The sequence below is a fragment of the Chondromyces apiculatus DSM 436 genome (assembly GCF_000601485.1).
In the GTDB taxonomy this organism is placed as follows: Bacteria; Myxococcota_A; Polyangia; order Polyangiales; family Polyangiaceae; genus Chondromyces; species Chondromyces apiculatus.
The window spans coordinates 1-18,555 of the sequence record NZ_ASRX01000018.1 but is presented as its reverse complement, the minus strand read 5'-3'; the positions used below and the strand labels follow the sequence as shown (position 1 = coordinate 18,555).

Genomic DNA, 18,555 nt, shown 5'->3' with positions numbered 1-18,555 from the left:
GCTGTCCAGGGACGACACCCCCTGGGGCAAGCTGAGCCCACGGAGGTGATTTGACCTGGTGAAAAAAGTCACCAGGCATGACCCACCCTGAGCCGCCCCTTCGCCCCTCTGCCCTGACCAGGCGTGAGCCGCCCTGAGCCACCCTTTCGCCCCTCTGCCCTGGCTGCTGTGCAGGGATCGGGGTCGATCCGCTGGGCTCGGGTTGATCCATCTCCCCTAGTTCTCTCGCTCCCCTGCCAGCCAACCAACTCCCTGCCTCCTCTCGAAGAACCGGGCGGCTCCGAGGTGCTGTTCTTCTGGCGTGACTTGTGCAGACCACCATGACGCATGTCGTCAGAAGGCAGAGGGTAGGATGGGTCGTAACGCCGAGATCATCCGGGTCTTCTACGATGCCTACAACCGACGGGACTGGGAGGCACTCGCGGCGCACCTCTCCCCCTCCGTGGAGTGGTTCCACGCTTCGCGAGGCGAGCGTATTTGCGGCCGGGAGGCGGTCACCGCCCTCCTTCAAAGTTCCGCGGAAGCCTTCCCCCACGCCCAGATCCACGTGACTGGCCTCCACGAGACCGGTTCCACCGTGGCCAGCGAGTGGATCTACGTGGTCAGTGGCGGCAAGCACCCGCCTTCGACGCACGCGATGGCTTGCGACATCAAGCAACTCCGACACGGCAAGCTCGTCCGAGGGGCGACCTACGGAGACACCCTGCAGATGCTCCTCGACCTGGCGGGACCCTCTCCGAAATCCGAGCTTCCGCGCTCCGAAGGCCTCATTCCCTCCAGCTTTCCCTCGCCCGCCATCGTCCCACGGGCGCCCCGAGCCCCCACCATCCGCTTTAGGGCCGCCTGAGCGTCGCCTGAGCCTGCAAAGGCATAGCGCGGGTTCCCCGCCAGGAAGGCTGTCCGTGAGCCCAGCAGAACGTGGTGCTCAGGCAGCCTTTCTTGAGCCTGCCGGGGTCCAAGGCTTGCACAACATTGACAGACTTACACCTGAGACTAGATTGAACCTGTCGCCCCGATGACGGGCGATACCACGGGGGCGATCGGCTTCGACGTGGGGACTGAAGGTTTATCTGCGTGCGGCGGCTCCTGCTCCGCCTATCAAGCGGGACGTTATAAGTGCGAACGACAACGCCTACGCTCTCGCAGCCTAAGAAACTGTGAGACATCCAGAGGGAAGATCGTCCTGGTACCCCGAGGGTGTGAACTACGAGGGCTGGGTCGCGCGAGGGAGCCCTCGATAGCGTGACCGAGATTAGTGAGGGATAGGTCGTGGCCGAATCTACGAACGCGGTCGTCGGCGTTATTGACGACTACGCACGTGAACGAAGGTAGGCTGGATGCCTTGCGGACCCGGGTTCGATTCCCGGCGCCTCCACCTGTTTTTCTCGGTGTTTTTGTATCGCTTGTGCCCTGTTTGTGACCCGACAAGGTGATCCGGGTTACGGATCACTTCTCCCGCTTCGTCTGTGCGAGGAGCAACCGGTCGTCGGCCTTGAGGCGAGTACCTGAGCTAGTCAGGACGTTCGTCATCTTTGGCGATGGGTCATGCTTGGGTGAGCCTCGGGGGGGGCGTGCGCGCTCATGGCAAGCCGTGGGGCTGAGGTTCGCTGGACCTGGATCTCTTGATGAGATAGCTCGCCGGCATGCTGGCGCGTGAGATGGGCGTCAGGGGACACGGGACGGCTGCGCGGCGCGACATTCACTCGGGGGTAGCTCCCGGGGGGTGGCTAGGGGCTCTCTGGGCGCATGGGCAGACCGATGGCGCGTGGTTCTGCTCGGGATTCATCAACCAGTGCGCTGTTCTGCCGGCACAAGGTACGCGGGGCGTTTGTCTTCCGACACGTTGAAGGTCATGGTAACTTTCATACGTGGCCACAGTGCCGGCTTCTATCAAGGTCTTTATCTCTTACGCAGATGAAGATGAAGACCAACTCGCAGACTTGGAGAAGCACCTCAAGGTGCTTAAGGAACGAGGCGAGATCCACGTCTGGCATGCCAGGCTGATAGGGGCAGGGCACGATTATCAAGCCGAGAAAGCGCTTCACATGGCTGAAGCGCAGATACTGCTATTGCTCGTCACGGCCAGCTACATGCATGCATGCTGGCCAGAGATGGAGCAAGCAGTTGCGCGTCACGATAATGGTAGGGCGATTGTTATACCCATCATTGTTGAGACATGTGACTGGCGGGATGCACCTTTGGGGAAGCTATCCCATTTGCCTCGCGGTGGCCGACCCATTGTTAGTCAGCGTGGACTACCCCAAGAGGGGTGGACGGAAGTAGTGCAGGGCATCCGCGATGTAGTTCACAACCTCAAGCGGGGGGCCGAACTGCCGTCAGCCCAATCGTCTGAGGGGACCGTGTCTATGTCGGTGGCAGCGGACGATCCCACTGCTTATCGGCCCCACGCATCTCCGGCAGTGGCTCACGCTCCGCCCTCTCCCACCTACACCTTTAGCAACGCTCTTCCGGTCCGATCGCTGCCAGCCAGTTACCATCATGCAAGCCCGAGTCATCATGAATTGACTCGTTCGGTTCCCGGCCGCTCGCTTAAGGTTACTGCCAAGAAGTATTGGCCCCTCGTAGCTGCCTCACTGGTCGCGTGGGTTGGGTTAATCACCATAGTGGGTTCAGGCGCTAACGATGCCAAGACCAAAGGTGCCAACGGCCAAGAGAGCCGGAGGCAAGGTACTTCCGCGCAGACTGAGGCAGAGCGCCTTCTTGAGGCGCTTATGCAGGAGGCAAAAGAGGAACAGGCCAAACACGATCAACCCACGACTGCTGCGGAGGAGTTCCAAGCTGGCGAGTCCGATGCTTCAGCTTTGTTTCCCGATGACATGGAGGACCCTCTCGTCAAGACGAACGCCATCGCTTTCTATGATGCCGGTCGTGCTTCCGGTAGGAGCTTGGGAGACGTTTTCGATTATCCTGGTCAGAGGATTAATCTGCAGACAGCGACCGATTCTCTGGCCAACGATCAGGCACGCTCTTGCGTACTGCACAACGTCCGTCCCGGAGCAGTGATCACTCTATTCGACAGTCCTGCTGGCGATCGTGGTGAAGATTGGATTGTGATCACGGTCAAGAGATCTCATCCCCGGTATACGGTTGAGACATTCGAGAGAGATGTCAACGACGACTACGTGCAGATCCGGTACATGCGGAAGCGTAAGCTTGATGGTCGGGTCTCCAGAGTAGAGATAGATTAGCTCGTAGGTAAGGCCCTTCGCTTTGCTTGGCTATCCGGTCGCTACTAACCAAATTCACGGGTTCCCAGCTCAAGGCAGTCGAGACGGTCGAGGCGGGTGGTTGTGGTGATGGGGGGACCTACAGCCGGGCGCAGGCGATCAAGGATGGTGTGCTCATTGATGTGACCGAGCAGGCGAAGAAGGAAGGGTTCAAGGTGCCAGTCGCTCTCACCGCTGGGGCGTGGGCCCGCTGCGTGGCGGTGACGGAGGAGCTTGAGATGGTTGGCCACACGGAAGAGGACCGCCTCTCGGACCTGCTCCGGGGCTCTTATTTCTGTGTAGAAAGCAGCCCTGGTGAGCAGCAGCATTCGGTTTACTTGCTTGAGCCGACGGACTTTCCTACAGCGGTGTACGTCAAGCTGATGATGCGGTGCGGGCTCGGGGACGACCAGGAGCCGGTGGTCACTATTATGCTGCCGGAGGGTGGGGAGAGCGTGGACAGCTACGTGACGTGCTCGCGTGCAGAGGCCCTCTCGTCGGGACAGCTTGTGGATGTGAGCGAGACGGCGCAGAGCGCGGGGATTTCTGTTCCGACGGCGGTGACACGCGCGGTGTGGGGTTACATCACAGCCCCGCTTCGCTCGGAGTCGATGCGGGGCACTCCGGAAACGCGGGAACTCTCGATCCTCGAGTGCTGCCGCATTGTGATGGACAATAACCCCGATGCAGAGCAGATCGGGTTTGTGTGCTTGCTAGACCGAGATCTGGCGCCCGGGGAGGTGCTGACCCTTGAAGGGGACTTGCACCTCAAGGTCGTGCGTGGGAAGGGGGATAGAGGAGAGCCGGTGCTCACGATAGTGGTGATGGAGGGGGATTGCGAATCCATTGGCACCGGCACGCCCGTTGCGGTGGGCGGGTGATTCGGCGCTTCAGCGCGCGGTTCCGGTGCGCAGGAGCATCCAGGTCACCTGCTTGAGGTGTCGGACGCTCCCGGGGCGGTGTACTTCAAGCTGAAGTCGCGCAATCCTACCGTGCGCGCTCGCCTAGCTTGAGCTTCTTGGCGAGCCTGGCGCGTGTCTGGCGGAGGTGCGAGGCGACGGTGCCCTGTGGGCTGCCCATGGCGGCGGCGGTCTCTTCCCGGGTCATCCCTGCGCCCGTGAGGAGCATGACCTCGCGTGGTACGGGCGGCAGGTCGAGGACGGCGCGCAGGGCCTCGCGGGCCTCAAGCTGGCTGTCCACATCCCGTCCATCATCGGCGACAAATTCGAGGGCGAGTCCGGAGGGGATCTCGCGCCGCTGGTGGGCGCTGCCCCGGAAGTGAGAGGCCTGTCTCCAGGCGATGCCGTACATCCACCTGCGGACGGCGGCGGCCAAACCGATCCCTGGCTCGACGTAGAAGCGCCCCTCGCGGACGGCGCGCCATGCGGCGATGAGGATCTCCTGTGCGGCGTCGTCGACCTCGCGCGTCCTGACGCCGTAGAAGGGCAGCTTCTCGCGGATGGCTGGCATTTCCGCAACCAACATGGCGAGGCTGACGTGGTGCGGTGCTCCCTGCGGGCGGGTCATCGCTTCCCCTCCCGGCCGAGGAGTTCGGCGAGCCTCTCGCGGCCCGTGTTGGTCCAGTGGACGGCGAGCGCGAGGGGGATGCCGAGGCTGGCGCTGATCTCCTCGAAGGTGGCGCCCGCGGCACGGGCGAGGAGTGCCTTCCGGTCCTCGCAGTATAGATGGCGGACGGAGGCAAGCTCATCCCGCGCCTCCAGGTAGGCGATGGGGTGGGTGGCGTACTCGGGCGAGGCGCCGGCAAGGTCGAGGCCGACCAAGGCGATCCGTCGGGACCAGGCCTTCTTTCGCCAGTGGTCAGCTTTGTTGTAGGCGATGCGGCAGAGCCACCCCCGCAGGGCCACGCCTGGGGCGGCTTGCGGATCTGGTCGGAATTCTCCCTCCGCGATCCTGACCCAGGCGCCGAGGAGCACCTCCTGGATCAGGTCCGCCCGGTCTGCCGGGCGAATGCCGCACCGGAAGAGGACCCGCCGGATGGCGGGGACCTCTCGGAGCAACTCAGCGATGGAGGGGATGGCCGCGGCGAAATCACCGCGGGCGCTCAATGTTCATCCCTCCGGCTTGGGGGGAGGGTGAAAGACGGATCGGTTCCTTGGCCCCTTCGGGGGCGTAGCGATACAAGGCGCACGTCGTACCTCGTTACAGCGGGGTTCGGCCACGCAGCCCGGGGTGTTGGTAGCACCCGCGGGCTGCACTGTTTTGCGATTCCCACGTCTGCCCCGTGAGCACAATGGCTCTCGAATCAGTGCGGGATCGTGGCTTTTCCCGTTACAAGGCGCGTGCCATTTTAATGGTGCGTCAATCTTCATCCATCACAATGGTGAGCACGGGTTCGCCTTGGTCTCCCTCCCCGCGCACCAGCTTGAGGTGGAGTGCGCCATCAAGGTCAGGCATCACCCCTGGCTTCAGCTTCTTGTCCATCAGACAGATCAGGCCGATCTGTTTCGCCTCGGGTCTGTCCTCAAGGGCCATGCGGCAAGACACAAGGAGGCCAAGCAACCGGGCTTTCAGTTGGGTCTCTCGCGCCGGCCCTGAGGGGAGGGCGGCCGTGAAACGAGCCCAGAAGGCATGCGTTACTGCGGTCGGCTGGTTGAGCTGTGCCGCTCTTGCAGTCTCAGACACGTCGAGGAGCTGCCCTGATGCCAGGGCCTCCGCACGGAAGCACATCGTGGGAGCACCCATGATCAATCCTCTCCGGGCAGCATGATGGTGATGACGGGCTCACCGTCGTCCCCGGGCCCGCACTGCATCGTCAGCTCAACCAGCGCCGCCTTTGGAGAGTCCGTCACGACGTGGAGGCGCACGTCCACCTCCCGAGCATCCGGCTTCTGGGCGGCGGCAGCCCTGGCCATCCAAAGCAAGTCCGAGAGCCTGCTATCCTCACTGTTGCCCGCTTTCTCGGCGGCTTCGGTCATCTCGACGCACCGGGCCCACACGCCGCCCGTGAGGGCGACGGGGATTTTGAAGCCCGCCTTTCTGGCCTGCTCGGTCACGTCCACGAGCACGCCATCTTGGATGGCTTGGGTTCGGGTATACGCATCAATCACTTCGCCAAAGATTTCATGCATGGCATTCCTCCAACGCCAAAACCCCGGCCTCCGGATGTGCGGAGGGGCGGGGGTAGCCGGGGCACGCTTACAAGCGATATGCCACGCAGGCGCGTCTATGGAGGGGGCATCCATTGAAGCGCCTTTGCTCGTGAGCACTTGATGGTAGCATTGACGCTCAGTCCTCCTCGGGGAGCATGATGGTGAACTCAGGGTCGCCTTCATCTCCTGGCTCGCGCCGCATCTTCAGCGTGATCAACTCCACGTCCGGAGAATTCGTCACCACGTAGAGGCGCATTTTGACCTCCTCCGCGTCTGGCTCTTGAGCTGCGGCGGTGTAGGCCGTGGAGAGCAGGTTAGCGAGCCTGCTGTTCTCGGTGAGCCCCGCCATCCTGGCGACCTCTGTCATCTCGACGCAGCGCTCCCACGCGTCCTGTGTGAGGACGACGGGGATCTTGAAGCCCGCCTTCTTGGCCCGCTCGGTCACGTCCACGAACTCGCCATCCTCAATGGCCAGGAGGCGGTAATTTTTATAGGAGCACCTCACAAAATCTCCCGTCGCTGCCCCGCCAAGACGTCTCGCTTGCGTGCGGCACTGGGATGCCAGCGTGCAATAGCCCTCTGTTGCGTTCACGCCTTGGCAGGGGCTCACCTTGCCGAAGAAATTATCCATGTCATTCCTCCAACGCCAAAACCCCCGGCCTTCGGCTGTGCGGAGGTGCGGGGGTGGCAAGGGCACGCTTTCAAGCGATATGCCATGCAGCCGCAGCTATTGCGGCAGCTCGGGAAGGGGATTCAGATGCCGAGGAACTCGCGGATCTCGTCCGTCATCCAGGGCGCGGTCTGGAGGTAGGTGAGGGTCGCCTCGGTCGAGGGGACCTCGCTCTTGTCCACGGCGCCGCGGAAGGCGCGGAGCACGAGGGAGTGGAGCTTGGCATCATGGCCGATGGTGAACCTCCGCCTGTCGCCGACCTCGCCGCCGCAGCCGCACAGGCACTTGCCAGCCGGGTTGACCACGGGCTTCGGCTTCGGAGCCTTGGGGGCCTTGGCCTTGTTCGCGGCCCTAGCCCCCCCGGCCTTCGTTGCCTGCGCACGCGCAGGAGGCGCGCTCGCTGCCTTCCGCGCCGGCTGCGCCGCCTTCGTCTCTGCCGTCGCCTTGGGCTTGGCCCCGCCGGCCAGCGCTGCCGCGGGGGCTGCGGGCTTCGCGGCGGGGGCTGCGTCGTTCGCGGGCTCCACACTCAGTGCTGCCTGCTCCGTCACCCCCTCTACTGGCGGGGCGTCGCTCTCCGGCGCGGCGTCGCTCTCCGGCTCCTCCGAGGGCGCGGCGTCGCTCTCCGGTCCCACCTTCGGCGCGGCGTCGCTAGCCGGCTGCGTAGGGGGGTCCTGCTCAATCTCCTCCTTCGGTTCCGGGTCACTGGCCTGCACCACCGTCACCGACGCTGGCTTGCTGGTCGGTGCCGCGGGCATCGCCGCCGGCTCCTCACCTGCAGCCTGGCTGCCGTTGCGCTTGGTGGTGGGAGCTTCCTCGCTCTCAGCGTTGCCTTTCCGCTGGTCGCGGAGGCGGTAAACCCCATTGGTGAGGGTGAGCACCCGAGCGTTAACCAGCTTATTTGCGGCCCTGGGGTCGAGCCCGTAGGCCTTGAGGTGCATGGCCTCGATCTGGCCGTGCTTCTCGATGGTTTCGATAACCCTGATCTGCGGTCCCGTCAGCGATGTATTGTTCACGTTCATTCTCCTTGTCCTTGGTCCTTTCACTCGACGTGCCAGGCCTCCAATGATTTGGAACCCAGGCCATTGCGCTCCACGTGTGAGGGCGCCCTGGAAATGCTTTGCCGCTACAAAAACGCCTCTCGACGCTTCAATGTGGCTCGGCGCCGGCCCCCGAGCAGGTTCCTCAACACCCGTCTACCGGCTCACGAATGCATAAGCGGATTTGCGATTATGCGAATCGAGAGAGTCGTTTTATGCAAACCACGCTATACAACCTCGCCACCCTCCAGACGCTCGATGACCTGCCGAAGCTGCCCGATCACCTGCGCCTGATCACAGGTGACCTGGCGAAGGTCGCTCGCCACCCGCTCGACAATCCGGAGGGCGCGGCGCTGCCTGCCGAGGGTGGCAACCCTCAGGGTTGCGGGGAGGGGATCCGCGTCGGGAGCGTGGCTCCGGAGGAGACCTCGGAGGTAGCCCGCGACCTCGGGGTAGCCGAGTTCCTCGCTCACCCTCCCCGCCACGAGGGCCGCGGCGAGGGAGCGGTGGAGGGGCTCGCAGAAGTCCTCCACCCCAACCCAAGGCTCAAGCGCGTTCCGCCGGAGGGCGGCAGCGAGAACAGCCCGCTCCGCGTCCACATCGGCCGGAGGGCGAGTGGCGAGCGCGGCGTTCAACCACGCTTGCCGCCTCGCTGCCAGCACAAGCCCAAGGCCTCGGAGCACAGCGAGGAGCGCGTCCCGCAGCTCCACGACGAGCCCGAGGAGCAGCTCAGGATCGCGTGCTCCCCTCTCCGGCCGCTCAGAGGCTCGGTTGCTGGGGTTGCGTGTCACCTGTGCGGCGGTCGAGGAGCCGCACGGCGTCGCGTCGAATGTCTGGGGACAGATGGGCATACCTCATCGTCATTTCAATGGTGGCGTGTCCGAGAAGCTCCTGGACCGCTTTGAGGGCTACGCCTCGCATCACGAGATGCGAGGCGAACGTGTGCCGCAGGACGTGCCAGCCGATGCGGCGCAGCTCGGCCCTGAGGCAGGCCCGCCGAAGGGGGTGCTTGCATTCGTTGCGGGTGAGTAGGCGCCCGCTGTCGGCGGGGAAGACCAACTCTCGATGGGCCCGCGATGGAAGGTCGCGTAGGGTCGCAAGCGCCTCGTCCGAAAGGGGGATTTCGCGGCTCTTGTGATTCTTGGGAGTCCCGACGATCCCGCGCGCTGCAGCTCGCCGCACCTTGAGCAGGCCGGATTCCAAATCGATGTCGTCCCACCGGAGGGCGAGAAGCTCGCCTTGCCGGAGCCCTGACCGCAGGGCGAGCAGGACCATCGGTCGCCATTCGGGCTCCGCGCCCTGCACGAGGCGCTCTGCTTCGTCGAAGGTCAGAAAGTCGAATTCCGGCTCGGGTGCGTTGAGAAGCCGAAGGGGGGGCAAGGCGACGAGCTGTCCCCATTCCTTCGCCACGGCGAGTACTTTCCGCAGTACCGTGAGCTGGTTGTTGACCGTCTTTGGCGATAGCTCGGCCCTGAGTTGCTGGGCCTTGAAGCGCTCGATGTGCTGCGGGCCGATGACGTCGAGGCGCAGCTCGCCGAAGAAGGGGCGGAGGTGCAGCCTCAGGATCGCCTCTTTGGTCTCGACCTCCGAGGGCTTGTTGTTGGTGTAGGCGTAGGTCTCAAGAAACTCCTTGCCAAAATCGCCGAAGAGCGGAGCACGCCCGGTGACCTGCTTGGCGCGTTGCTGGACCTTCGCCCGTTCTTGCTGCTCCAGAATGAGAGCCTCATTCCGCGTCTTAACGTCGACGTTTTTGCGGATCCTTACTCGCTCGCCACCTCTCCATACAACAGCATCGATTTGCCACGTTCCACCACGCTTGCGTACCGTCATGCTTGCCTGCCTCGCTTTGTATGGCGCTCATCAATCGCCCATTGGCGCACGGTGGCTCTGTGCAAGCGCAATGCCCGTCCGAATCGCTTTACCCCGGGAATCTTCCCTTCCTTGATCATGGCGTAAACGGTCTTGCGGCCAAGGCGCAGGAAGCTCCGCACCTCCTCCACTGTCCAGAATTCGGGCGGCTCCGTCTCCGCCCCAGTACCAAGCCTCTCGTAATCGGGCTGTTGAGCAGTTCTACTCACGTTCGAACGAACTCCGTATCGACGCGAACTCCCAAGAGACACGACTCTCCTCCCGCCCGCAGGGTCGTGCGGCAGGCAGAGAGCGTGGCCGGAGGGGCGCGCCCTGTCGTCCAGCAAGTAAGCATCCGGTTTTAAATCTGTCAACTGTCAGATTTGACAGATGTGGGTAAGTGTCGCGAGGCTGCGCCGCATGTCCGGCGTCATAGTCGGCCTACAAGCGTGCCTACAGAAGGCGTCCCGCGGACGTAGTTTTCTATCGACAGGGCTGGAGTGCGTCTTATTATCCGCGGGTTTCGTGACATGCACCCAGTGTCAGATGTCATCTGGAAGCAGACCGTGTGACACATGGTGGTTCCGTGTGAGGTTCTCCCCGGGTTGTGCGGCGGGGCTCCAGCCCTGCCGTCCCCGGCTCTCCCAACAACGCGAGTTAGGACGAGGGTTCCTCGCCGGCTCGCCAACACACACAGGAGGTGCGCCTTGAGTAAACCCGATCAGTTCAAGTCGTTTTCAGTCGATCCCCGTACTGCCACGCCGCTTAGCCTGAGTCAGACCAGCGTCGACGAGATGCTCTTGCTCGCCATCGCCGGCGGCGAGGACCCAACGATCGCCGGAGGCATCGAGGCGAGCGCGCGGGAGCTCGAACTGCTCTACGAGCTGTGCAACAGTCGTGGCGAGCTGTGGGCCAGCGGACTGCTCAACCAGGTCCAGCAACGCCTGCGAGTGCTCGCTGAACTCTCTCGGAGGCGGGAGAGCCGGCCTCCTACCCCGCCCGTCGCTTCAGCTTGATCTTACCCAGGGCCGCCTCGATGGCGTCGAGCGTCTCGGTCCATTCAGGCGGCTGCAACTCCTCACCCTCCGGCTGAGAGGCCATGGCCCGCGCCGCGGCGACCGTAGGCGCCGACCACTTGTTCTGGTGGTAGGCGAGGGCAGCCTCTAGGGCGAAAGCGCGGCTTCGCTGCATCCTTGCCCCTGACGCTGAGGCCGGGGGAGGGGAGGAGAGGTCATCGAGGCTCCCCCGCCCCGTGGCCAGCCACTCGTAACTGACCTGCAGCGCGTCGGCGATCCTCCGGAGCAGCTCCGGCGATAGCTTGAGGCGTTCACCCTTGAGGATGCGGGAGGCGTAGCCGCGGGCGAGTCGCGCCTCCTCCTCAAGCGCCAGGCGCGTCATGCCCCGCAGCCCCAAGGCGTGGTCCATTCGGGTCGCCAGCGTGTCGAGGGGCTGCGGCGAGAGTTGGCCCCCTTCGCCTTGTGTGTGCTTTGCCATCGTAGTTGGGCTCACCGTGGTGCGGCGGCGAGGGAGAGCCTAGTCGTGGTCTGCCGCTTGCACAAGGTGCAGCTACCTACTGGCCGTCCGTCGCGGTGTCTGACTTGGCAGTCTGACAAATTTCCAATTGACAGATTTAGGTGCGCTGCCTAGACCTTGCGGCATGATTACGATGCTCCTCGGCCACGCTCTGGCCGGGGGCGCTTGCCGCCTCTGGGCTGTGGCCCAGAAGGACTTGGCCGCTGCCCTCGGCAACAACCCGGGCCTCCAAAGCCACGGCTCCTCTTCCTCGGAGAAGGCGTCATGAGCCTTGCTCTCGACCGAGCCTCGCGCGCCCTCGAGCGCCGCGGCGCCGCGCTCGTCTGCGACATCGACGGCACCTTGGCCTCCGATGTCGCCCGTCGCCATCTGCGGCCTCGCTCGAACACCTCCTGTCTCGCAGGCATCGGGCAGGAGCAGATCGAGCAGTACATGGATCCGGCGCTGGTCGCGCTCGATGAGCCGATCCCGGGCGCGTCGGGCCTATTGGCAAGCCTGCTTGCCTCACCAGGGGAGCCGCGGCTGCTCATGGTGACCGCGCGCTGGAACACCCTCTGGGGGACCACTTCACGCTGGCTCGAACGTCACTATCCGAGCTTCCGGCCCTTCCTGCTCATGCGGCGGCGGTCGGACCTGCGGCCCTCGGTTGACGTGAAGCTCGACATGATCCGGACCTACGGAGGCTGTGACCGTGGAGGGGTCTGGATCGACGATGACCCGCGGATGCTCCTCGCCGCCGAGCGCGCGGGATTCGTAGCCCTGAAGGCCCCGGACATCTTCCCCGCGGCGGCGAACATCAACGGGATCACTGAGAGCTTCGGGCACACTTGGAGGCGGCCGGAAGGGGAGTTCCTGCGCTGCCGTTCCTCCCAGGCTCGCCTCCTGTCCCCAACGGCGCCTCGCCGGATCCCGACGGGCGCCGTGCTGTGTCTCTGCGGGCCCGAGGACGAGTGCGTGCTGTGCCACGACCAGATGCAGGAGCCGGCCTAGTCATGCACCACAGCAAATTGAATGTCCTCCTGGACGCCCAATGGGGCAGCTCCGGGAAGGGGAAGTTTTCTCTGTGGCTCGCCGAGCGCCACGGCGTCTCGTTCGCCTCAGCGAGCAACGCGCCGAACGCGGGGCACTCGGTCGTGTGGCAGGGCGAGCGACGGGTGTTCAAGTGCCTGCCGAGCGCCTCGCTTTCGCCATCGGTGAAGACTGCCTTCATCACGGGGGCAAGCGTATTTGACCCCGAGCAGCTCCGGACCGAGAGCACCTGGACGCGCGCCGAGGTGCTCATCCACGAGCGTGCCGTGGTGCTGCAGCCGCGGCACCGCGAGCAGGAGCAGCAGCACCGGGGCCTTACCGCCATCGCCTCGACCCAGCAGGGCTCCGCCGCCGCGGCGATCGAGAAGATCCTCAGAGAGCCTGGCGTCATCGCCGCCGCCCACTGGCACGAGCTCGGGCGGGCCCACGTCGCCAGCACGACCGAGTGCAGGGCGGCGCTCCTCCAGAGCCTTGAGCGGGGCGAGGCTGCCCTGCACGAGGTTTCGCAGGGCTACGCGCTGAGCATCGACCACGGCTCGCAGTTCCCCCACTGCACCAGCCGGAACTGCACCACGGCGCGCGCCCTCGATGACCTCGGCGTGAGCCCCTGGCTTCTCGGCGAGGTCTACCTCAACGTCCGGCCCTACCCGATCCGGGTGGGCAACATCGAGAAGGACGGCGAGGTCATCGGCTTCTCGGGGCACTTCTACCCGGACGCGCGGGAGACCACCTGGGAGACCATCGGCCAGCTCGCCGGCATGCCCGAGGAGGAGATCCGCGCTCTCCGCCAAACCGAACTCACCACGGTGACGCGGCGGCTTCGGCGGGTCTGCACCTTCAGCCGCATGGGCTTCGTGGATGCCTGTCGCGCCAACGGTGCCACCAAGATCCTACTCAACTTCGCGCAGTACCTCGACTGGAGCGTCTACCAGCAGCGCGGCGAGGTGCGCATCGATGACTTGCCCGAACGTGTTCGGGACTTTGTTCGCTTGCTTGAGCGCTTGTCCGGCGTCTCCGTTGCCGCGATCGGCACTGGGCCGGACCACGACGACGTGATCATCCCCTGGAGAAGACACCTCTCATGAATGCAACGACGGCCCATCAGGAGCTTTTCACGAAATTTGCGGCAGTGCAGCACCGCGCCGCGGAGATCTTCCACGCCAAGAGCGCGGCGTACGGCTGCGCCAACATCACCGAGGCCGGCGAGCAGGGCGTCATGCTCCGCATGACGGACAAGTTTGCCCGGCTCCGTCACCAGCACATCCCCGGTGAGGCGGTCGACGATGCTCTCCTCGACCTCATGAACTACGCCGCGATCCTCCTGCTCCTGCGGCAGGGGAATTGGCCTGGCTACACGCGGGATGTCGACTGCCCCGATCTGCTCCATGCCCTGCAGGTCCATGAGCGGCTCGAAAGCAGCCTCGCCGCTCCGCAGGTCGAGGGTGATGTGGGGTACGATCTTCGCGCCGCCGAGGATGTCACGCTCCCCGCGCGCCTCGGGCCTCCCATGTACGTGCCGACCGGCATCCGCATCAAGGCGCCTGAGGGCCTCTGGACCCGCATCGTGGGCCGCTCCAGCACCACCATGCGCGGAGTCGTAGTCGCAGAGGGAGTCATCGACAACGGCTACACCGGCGAGCTGTTCGTCGCGTGCTTCAACCTCTCCGGTCAGCAGCTCACCATCAAGGCCGGTGAGCGGATCGCTCAACTCATCTTCTGCCCCGTCATCACGCCGCGCCTTGCATACGTGGAGCAGCTCCCCGACACCGGCCGCGGTAGTAAGGGGTTTGGCTCCACGGGCGAGACCGCGGGCAGCTCAACCGCTCACCGGGGGAACCTCGCGTCATGAACCGAGGCATCGCGCTTGCCGAACTGGGCCAGCTCGGTGAGATGCTCTCCGATCGCGCGCTGTCCATCGCGGTCTACATCACCCGGCGGCTTGCCTATGAGGAGCGGCTTCGGCCGCTCCCCGAGGGCATCGAGACGGCTGCCGAGTACGCGGCGCACCAGTGCGATCTCGCCATCGATCGGATCGGTCAGTTCCTCGACCACGGCCCCGAGGCGTCGGTGAGCCCCTCGCGCATCTCCGCACCTGTGAGGGGAGGGGAGGGGCTGCGCTCGCATCCATCACTTCGCTCGACACATGCCGTCACCATCACCCACGACCCCCACTAGTTCCCCGAGTCCTATGAATACCGAAGGTCAGATCATCCTCGGACAGCTCGCGCTCAAGCTCACTGTTTCCCAGATCGCCCGGCTGTGCCGGGTCAGTCAGCCCGTTGTGAGCCGATGGATCCACGGCAGACGGAGGCCCAACTACCAGAACCGCAAGACGCTCCTGGCGCGCTTCAACATTGGCATGGAGGCGTGGGACAGGCCGGCGCAAGGCACGCAAGGTGTGCAGGGGTCACAGCACACAGAGGGCGCAGAGGGCGCAGAGGGCGCAGTCGCCAAAACGCGGAGCGCGGCATGAGGAGTCAAGGTCAAGTGCTCCTGCTCCGGCTTGCCCACAAGTTCTCGGAGGTGCGTCTCGCCCGCAAGTGCGGCGTCGGTCAGGCAACCATCAGCTCCTGGATCTCGGGCAAGCGCAGACCCAACTACGAGAGCAGACAGACGCTGTTCACCCTCTACGACATCCCCATGGATGCGTGGGATCGCACGGCGGAGGAGTCATGATCGTCAGCGAACGAACCTACATCGCCGAGGAGCGCGCGGCGCTCCAGGGGAACACCTCACCGGCCCCGTTCCACTGGATCCCGACCCGTGACATCTTCATGCACCTGCCGCCGACGCGATGGCTCGTCCCCGCCCTGCAACTCTGCCAGGGTCGGCCTGCCATGCTCGCCGCCTACGGCTCCACGGGTAAGACCCTCGCCGCCCAGTCCCTTGCCCTCGCCGCCTGTGCGCGGCGTCGTGTCTGGGGGGCGTTCGATTGCCCGGCGGCCCTCACCGTCCGGCACGTCGACCACGAGCAGGGGCGCCACGCGACCCTCAAGCGCTACCAGCGCCTCGCGGTGGGTATGGATCTCACGCCAGACGACCTGCAAGGGCGCCTCGCGGTGTCCATCTTCCCCTCGGTCTACCTCAACCTTGCCGATGCCGAGGATGCCTACGCCAAGACCTGCGAAGGCGTCGACCTGGTGATCATCGACGCCCTCAAGGGCGCAACTCCAGGCGTTGACGAGAACGACTCCAAGATCCGCCACTGCATCGACACCCTCAGTCGTGTCTCTGACAGGACGGGAACTAGCTTCCTCATCATCCACCACTCGGGGAAGCCGAAGGACAACCACAGCGATGCACGCATGATCCCGCGCGGCTCAAGCGCGATCTTCGATGCTTGCGGCTCGGTCCTCGTGATGAGCGGTGAGAAAGGCAAGCCCAAGCTCGTACGGCACGAGAAGGGGGCCGCGGAGTCGGAGGGAGGCGCCCTCGATGACTTTCACTTGGAGATCGAGGACGTCGCCACCGACCAGGATCCGCGTGCTGGCGTGCGCGTGGTCTTCAAGCCTGCGGAGCAGGCTGCCTCTGGCCCCGCTGCAGCCGCGGACCGATTCGAGGCGCTGAAGGTAGAAATCCTCGATGTCGTCCGTACGCACGGAAAATTGCCTAGCAAGAATAGCATCTGCGAGCGCGTGCCCGGGACCCGCTCCATGAAGCTCAGTGCTATCCAGGAACTGCTCGACGAACGGCGCCTTGTCGAGGCGAACGGCGCATTCCGTGTAGGGCGCGGTTAGGCTTCTGCGCGGCAATCTCTCGGGCCGAAGGCGCCAAATGCGAATCGCGATTCGCGAGCAATGATTCGCGCTGTTCGCGAGAATGCAAAATTGCTTATACATTTCCGCGCTTCGGGCTGCTGGCGGCCCCGCTGCCGCTCTCGGTGTGTCGGTGCTGTGGGCGGCGCTGCGCGGCCTTCATCCCTGTTCGGTATGGAGCTGTCGGATGCGATGGATGGCCGCGCGGTGCTCGTGCTGCGTGCTGCCAAGGATGTGGTCCCCTCTGCCGAAGCGTGCCCTGTGGCATATCCTCTCTTGGTGGTGCTTCGTTCTGTGTGGTGGAGGGGCCTCCCAGGAGAGCCCCTTGCCGCCGCGCTGGAGGGCCTTCTCGGGGTTTTTGGTGGTGCCCTACGTCCTAGGGTGCTCCCCGGCGTCGCGGGCGCTGGTAACGGCCTTCTCGGCGGGTTGTGCGCGTCGGTGTGTGCGCCTACAAGGCTTGAGCTTCCGGCGCTCCGTCGTGGCGTTGCCGTGGCCTTCCCAGTGCACCCCTTGCCGCGCTGGTTCTCAGGCGGTCCTCCCCCCTTTAGGGGGGACCGCCGAACCAGCGCGCGGGAGCGCGGGGAACTGCAGGAACCGAGCAAGAACCAGCTTCGTACTGGTTCGAACCGGTTCCCTGGACCCTTTCCCTCCTTATGGCGTCTCAGTACTGCCTCGCCGACACGGCCGCCATGATTCCCTGTTTCGCGGCAGGCTTCGCTACCGGTTATCAGTGATTGCTGGATTTGGTACGTCGCATGCAGCTTTGGTGGATGGAGGTTCGACGATGACCAGTCGAGAGCGAGCTATCGAGATGGCTGACAATGTGATGCAGTCGGTGCAGCGCTACACGCGGGAGGGCCTCCCGCCGTGCTACTCGGATTTCGAGTCATTCCTGTACGACTTCTATCCTGACCTGCCGTGGGATGACGCGCTGAACATCTCGCTTCAGCACATCCTCACGAGCGGAAAATTCGAGGTGACCCTGGACGCGGTGCAACAGCGGTTCGGCTTCGACTTCCGCGCCGAGCTGCACACCGCCCTCGCGCAACCTTGACGAGCGGCGAGAGGCGGCCTCGCCCCGCATCCTCGTAAGGGGTTGGGCCTTGCGCCGTTGGGAGGACGCGATGGCGGACGCGAGCACCTCTATGTCACTGACATCTTAACGGGAGGGGCTGGAAACCCCGTCTTGGGGCCCGGGCGCTGCCGGGCTATCCCCATGGCGGCCCTCATCCCCGCAGCCCCACGGTGATGCCTCCCCGCGTCACGAGAGGCCGCGAGAACAGTTGGGGAGATCCGAAACACTGGGCTGCCGCTCGTGCGACGAGGCACGCACAGAGGGACCGAAAACAATCACACATGTAGTACGTGCTGCGATTCAAGGAAGGCGGCAAACACCGTCCCAACTTGCGAAAACGGCCGCTTGCAAGTCACTCTATTACACCTGACATGGTGTCACGAACGTGCATAGGGAGCTGCGGAGGCGATGCCGAAGGGCGTGCTTTGGTCCGGGACGACAGGTTGCTGGTAGATTCCACCGTCGTCCAGCCTTGCTCGGCTTGGCGTCGAATCGCTCCAGCGTCGGTCGAGTCGAGGCCGGCAACTTCATGGGGCTTGTCTAGATGGCCAGATAGCTTCCGAACTCTATGAGTCGCATCGGGCTGAACGACGCTGGACTCAGCAGTTCCGCCGACCGGGGTTCACTGGCCGTAGCGGTGTTCTTCGGATTTGGCTTGTTTCAGAACCAGCGCAGGGTAATGTCAGCTATGGAGAGCTGATATGACAAGCACAGGGAAGACGCAGACCACCAATGAGATTGCACAAGAAGACGGTGTTGTTTCCGATGGAGGAAGCCAGTCTCGCGATGGCGAAGAACTCGCAAAAAAAGATACTGCTCAAGCTAACGACCCCTGGCGAGAAGTGCGGATTACAATTAGTCCCATTGCCTCTTGCAACTTTGATTTTTATCGAAAGGAAAATCTCCCTGGTCCTTCTGCGTATCGAAGCCTTGCCATGCGCTCGACTGAAGTGAAAATCAATGATTCGATACAAATAACAACGTTTCGATGTGCGTTGGCTGATCCGTTTCGCTACATGGGTAAAGCCCGGACTGAGGTCCGGCCACTTGGTCCAATTCAGGGTGAATTTACATTCTACGGTAGTGTTGAGGGGCTGCTGACGGGCGACTCCATTGAATTTTACTATCTCCATGATGCTATTATTGGCGGGAGGATCAAGATTGAAATATTTCGCTACAATTGGGACACGATTGTCCTCGAATCTATGACTAATGCGTCCAAGAAAGTAGTTTTGACTTTCTAGTCTCGACTTGGGCGCCCAATCCAGGCG

At 63.9% G+C, this 18,555-nt stretch carries 23 protein-coding genes and 1 other RNA gene; 14 read left to right on the top strand and 10 right to left on the bottom strand.

Going from position 1 to position 18,555, the window contains the following annotated elements; all coding sequences use genetic code 11:
• Positions 1–352: 352 nt before the first annotated feature.
• The 4 genes from CAP_RS13365 to CAP_RS44450 all read left to right on the top strand — a co-directional run bounded on the left by CAP_RS13365 (position 353) and on the right by CAP_RS44450 (position 4,108).
• Complete coding sequence (locus CAP_RS13365) at positions 353–847, top strand: nuclear transport factor 2 family protein (RefSeq protein WP_044240666.1); 495 nt, start codon at positions 353–355, stop codon at positions 845–847.
• A gap of 185 nt (positions 848–1,032) precedes the next feature.
• Positions 1,033–1,378, top strand: a transfer-messenger RNA (tmRNA) gene (gene ssrA / locus CAP_RS47045).
• Between the two features lie 490 nt (positions 1,379–1,868).
• Complete coding sequence (locus CAP_RS47975; RefSeq protein ID WP_081864851.1) at positions 1,869–3,209, top strand: toll/interleukin-1 receptor domain-containing protein; 1,341 nt, start codon at positions 1,869–1,871, stop codon at positions 3,207–3,209.
• 26 nt (positions 3,210–3,235) lie between these two features.
• A complete protein-coding gene (locus CAP_RS44450) occupies positions 3,236–4,108 on the top strand; it encodes a DUF6573 family protein (protein ID WP_156040757.1) in 873 nt (290 codons plus the stop codon).
• A 106-nt stretch (positions 4,109–4,214) separates the two neighbouring features.
• Here the strand turns inward: CAP_RS44450 and CAP_RS13355 are convergent, their stop codons facing one another.
• The 9 genes from CAP_RS13355 to CAP_RS55710 form a co-directional block, all read right to left on the bottom strand.
• The gene (locus tag CAP_RS13355; protein WP_052375042.1) at positions 4,215–4,754 is read right to left on the bottom strand and encodes an RNA polymerase sigma factor; all 540 of its coding nucleotides are present in this window, start codon (positions 4,752–4,754) and stop codon (positions 4,215–4,217) included.
• Positions 4,751–5,293 (bottom strand): RNA polymerase sigma factor, encoded by a 543-nt coding sequence (locus tag CAP_RS13350; protein WP_044240664.1) that lies wholly within the window; start codon positions 5,291–5,293, stop codon positions 4,751–4,753. Before CAP_RS13350 ends, CAP_RS13355 begins: the two co-directional genes overlap by 4 nt.
• Positions 5,294–5,546: 253 nt before the next feature.
• The gene (locus CAP_RS50330; protein ID WP_156040756.1) at positions 5,547–5,930 is read right to left on the bottom strand and encodes a DUF6573 family protein; all 384 of its coding nucleotides are present in this window, start codon (positions 5,928–5,930) and stop codon (positions 5,547–5,549) included.
• Positions 5,931–5,932: 2 nt separating this feature from the next.
• Positions 5,933–6,316, bottom strand: coding sequence for a DUF6573 family protein (locus CAP_RS13345; protein ID WP_044240662.1), 384 nt, complete (start codon positions 6,314–6,316; stop codon positions 5,933–5,935).
• 157 nt (positions 6,317–6,473) lie between these two features.
• Positions 6,474–6,968 carry a DUF6573 family protein gene (locus CAP_RS50325; RefSeq protein ID WP_156040755.1) on the bottom strand — a complete coding sequence of 165 codons (495 nt, stop codon included), beginning with the start codon at positions 6,966–6,968 and terminating at the stop codon, positions 6,474–6,476.
• A gap of 122 nt (positions 6,969–7,090) precedes the next feature.
• On the bottom strand, positions 7,091–8,020 hold the full coding sequence (locus tag CAP_RS13335) for a hypothetical protein (RefSeq protein ID WP_156040754.1): 930 nt from the start codon (positions 8,018–8,020) through the stop codon (positions 7,091–7,093).
• A 251-nt stretch (positions 8,021–8,271) separates the two neighbouring features.
• The gene (locus tag CAP_RS50320; RefSeq protein WP_156040753.1) at positions 8,272–8,577 is read right to left on the bottom strand and encodes a hypothetical protein; all 306 of its coding nucleotides are present in this window, start codon (positions 8,575–8,577) and stop codon (positions 8,272–8,274) included.
• Positions 8,578–8,803: 226 nt separating this feature from the next.
• On the bottom strand, positions 8,804–9,874 hold the full coding sequence (locus tag CAP_RS13325; RefSeq protein WP_052375037.1) for a tyrosine-type recombinase/integrase: 1,071 nt from the start codon (positions 9,872–9,874) through the stop codon (positions 8,804–8,806).
• Entirely contained in the window at positions 9,871–10,035 is a 165-nt protein-coding gene (locus CAP_RS55710) for a helix-turn-helix domain-containing protein (protein WP_370865976.1), read from the bottom strand. Before CAP_RS55710 ends, CAP_RS13325 begins: the two co-directional genes overlap by 4 nt.
• A 564-nt stretch (positions 10,036–10,599) precedes the next feature.
• Between CAP_RS55710 and CAP_RS13320 the strand changes: the two genes are divergently transcribed.
• The gene (locus tag CAP_RS13320) at positions 10,600–10,908 is read left to right on the top strand and encodes a hypothetical protein (RefSeq protein ID WP_044240656.1); all 309 of its coding nucleotides are present in this window, start codon (positions 10,600–10,602) and stop codon (positions 10,906–10,908) included.
• Here the strand turns inward: CAP_RS13320 and CAP_RS13315 are convergent.
• Positions 10,883–11,317, bottom strand: a complete 435-nt coding sequence (locus tag CAP_RS13315; protein ID WP_231511437.1) for a helix-turn-helix domain-containing protein — start codon at positions 11,315–11,317, stop codon at positions 10,883–10,885. The two genes, CAP_RS13320 and CAP_RS13315, sit on opposite strands and share 26 nt — an antisense overlap.
• Positions 11,318–11,689: 372 nt before the next feature.
• Between CAP_RS13315 and CAP_RS44445 the strand changes: the two genes are divergently transcribed.
• The 9 genes from CAP_RS44445 to CAP_RS50310 all read left to right on the top strand — a co-directional run bounded on the left by CAP_RS44445 (position 11,690) and on the right by CAP_RS50310 (position 18,528).
• Positions 11,690–12,415 carry an HAD family hydrolase gene (locus tag CAP_RS44445; protein WP_052375034.1) on the top strand — a complete coding sequence of 242 codons (726 nt, stop codon included), beginning with the start codon at positions 11,690–11,692 and terminating at the stop codon, positions 12,413–12,415.
• 2 nt (positions 12,416–12,417) lie between these two features.
• The gene (locus tag CAP_RS13305) at positions 12,418–13,539 is read left to right on the top strand and encodes an adenylosuccinate synthetase (protein WP_044240651.1); all 1,122 of its coding nucleotides are present in this window, start codon (positions 12,418–12,420) and stop codon (positions 13,537–13,539) included.
• On the top strand, positions 13,536–14,303 hold the full coding sequence (locus CAP_RS47965) for a dUTP diphosphatase (RefSeq protein ID WP_081864849.1): 768 nt from the start codon (positions 13,536–13,538) through the stop codon (positions 14,301–14,303). Before CAP_RS13305 ends, CAP_RS47965 begins: the two co-directional genes overlap by 4 nt.
• Positions 14,300–14,629 carry a hypothetical protein gene (locus CAP_RS13295; RefSeq protein WP_044240649.1) on the top strand — a complete coding sequence of 110 codons (330 nt, stop codon included), beginning with the start codon at positions 14,300–14,302 and terminating at the stop codon, positions 14,627–14,629. The genes CAP_RS47965 and CAP_RS13295 overlap by 4 nt, the downstream gene beginning before the upstream one ends.
• A complete protein-coding gene (locus CAP_RS55705; protein WP_156040752.1) occupies positions 14,598–14,927 on the top strand; it encodes a helix-turn-helix domain-containing protein in 330 nt (109 codons plus the stop codon). Before CAP_RS13295 ends, CAP_RS55705 begins: the two co-directional genes overlap by 32 nt.
• A complete protein-coding gene (locus CAP_RS52260; RefSeq protein WP_197041161.1) occupies positions 14,924–15,130 on the top strand; it encodes a helix-turn-helix domain-containing protein in 207 nt (68 codons plus the stop codon). The genes CAP_RS55705 and CAP_RS52260 overlap by 4 nt, the downstream gene beginning before the upstream one ends.
• Positions 15,127–16,191 carry an AAA family ATPase gene (locus tag CAP_RS13285; protein ID WP_044240645.1) on the top strand — a complete coding sequence of 355 codons (1,065 nt, stop codon included), beginning with the start codon at positions 15,127–15,129 and terminating at the stop codon, positions 16,189–16,191. The genes CAP_RS52260 and CAP_RS13285 overlap by 4 nt, the downstream gene beginning before the upstream one ends.
• 829 nt (positions 16,192–17,020) lie before the next feature.
• Positions 17,021–17,263 carry a hypothetical protein gene (locus tag CAP_RS13280; protein ID WP_044240643.1) on the top strand — a complete coding sequence of 81 codons (243 nt, stop codon included), beginning with the start codon at positions 17,021–17,023 and terminating at the stop codon, positions 17,261–17,263.
• A gap of 722 nt (positions 17,264–17,985) precedes the next feature.
• On the top strand, positions 17,986–18,528 hold the full coding sequence (locus tag CAP_RS50310) for a hypothetical protein (protein ID WP_156040751.1): 543 nt from the start codon (positions 17,986–17,988) through the stop codon (positions 18,526–18,528).
• Positions 18,529–18,555: the final 27 nt, after the last annotated feature.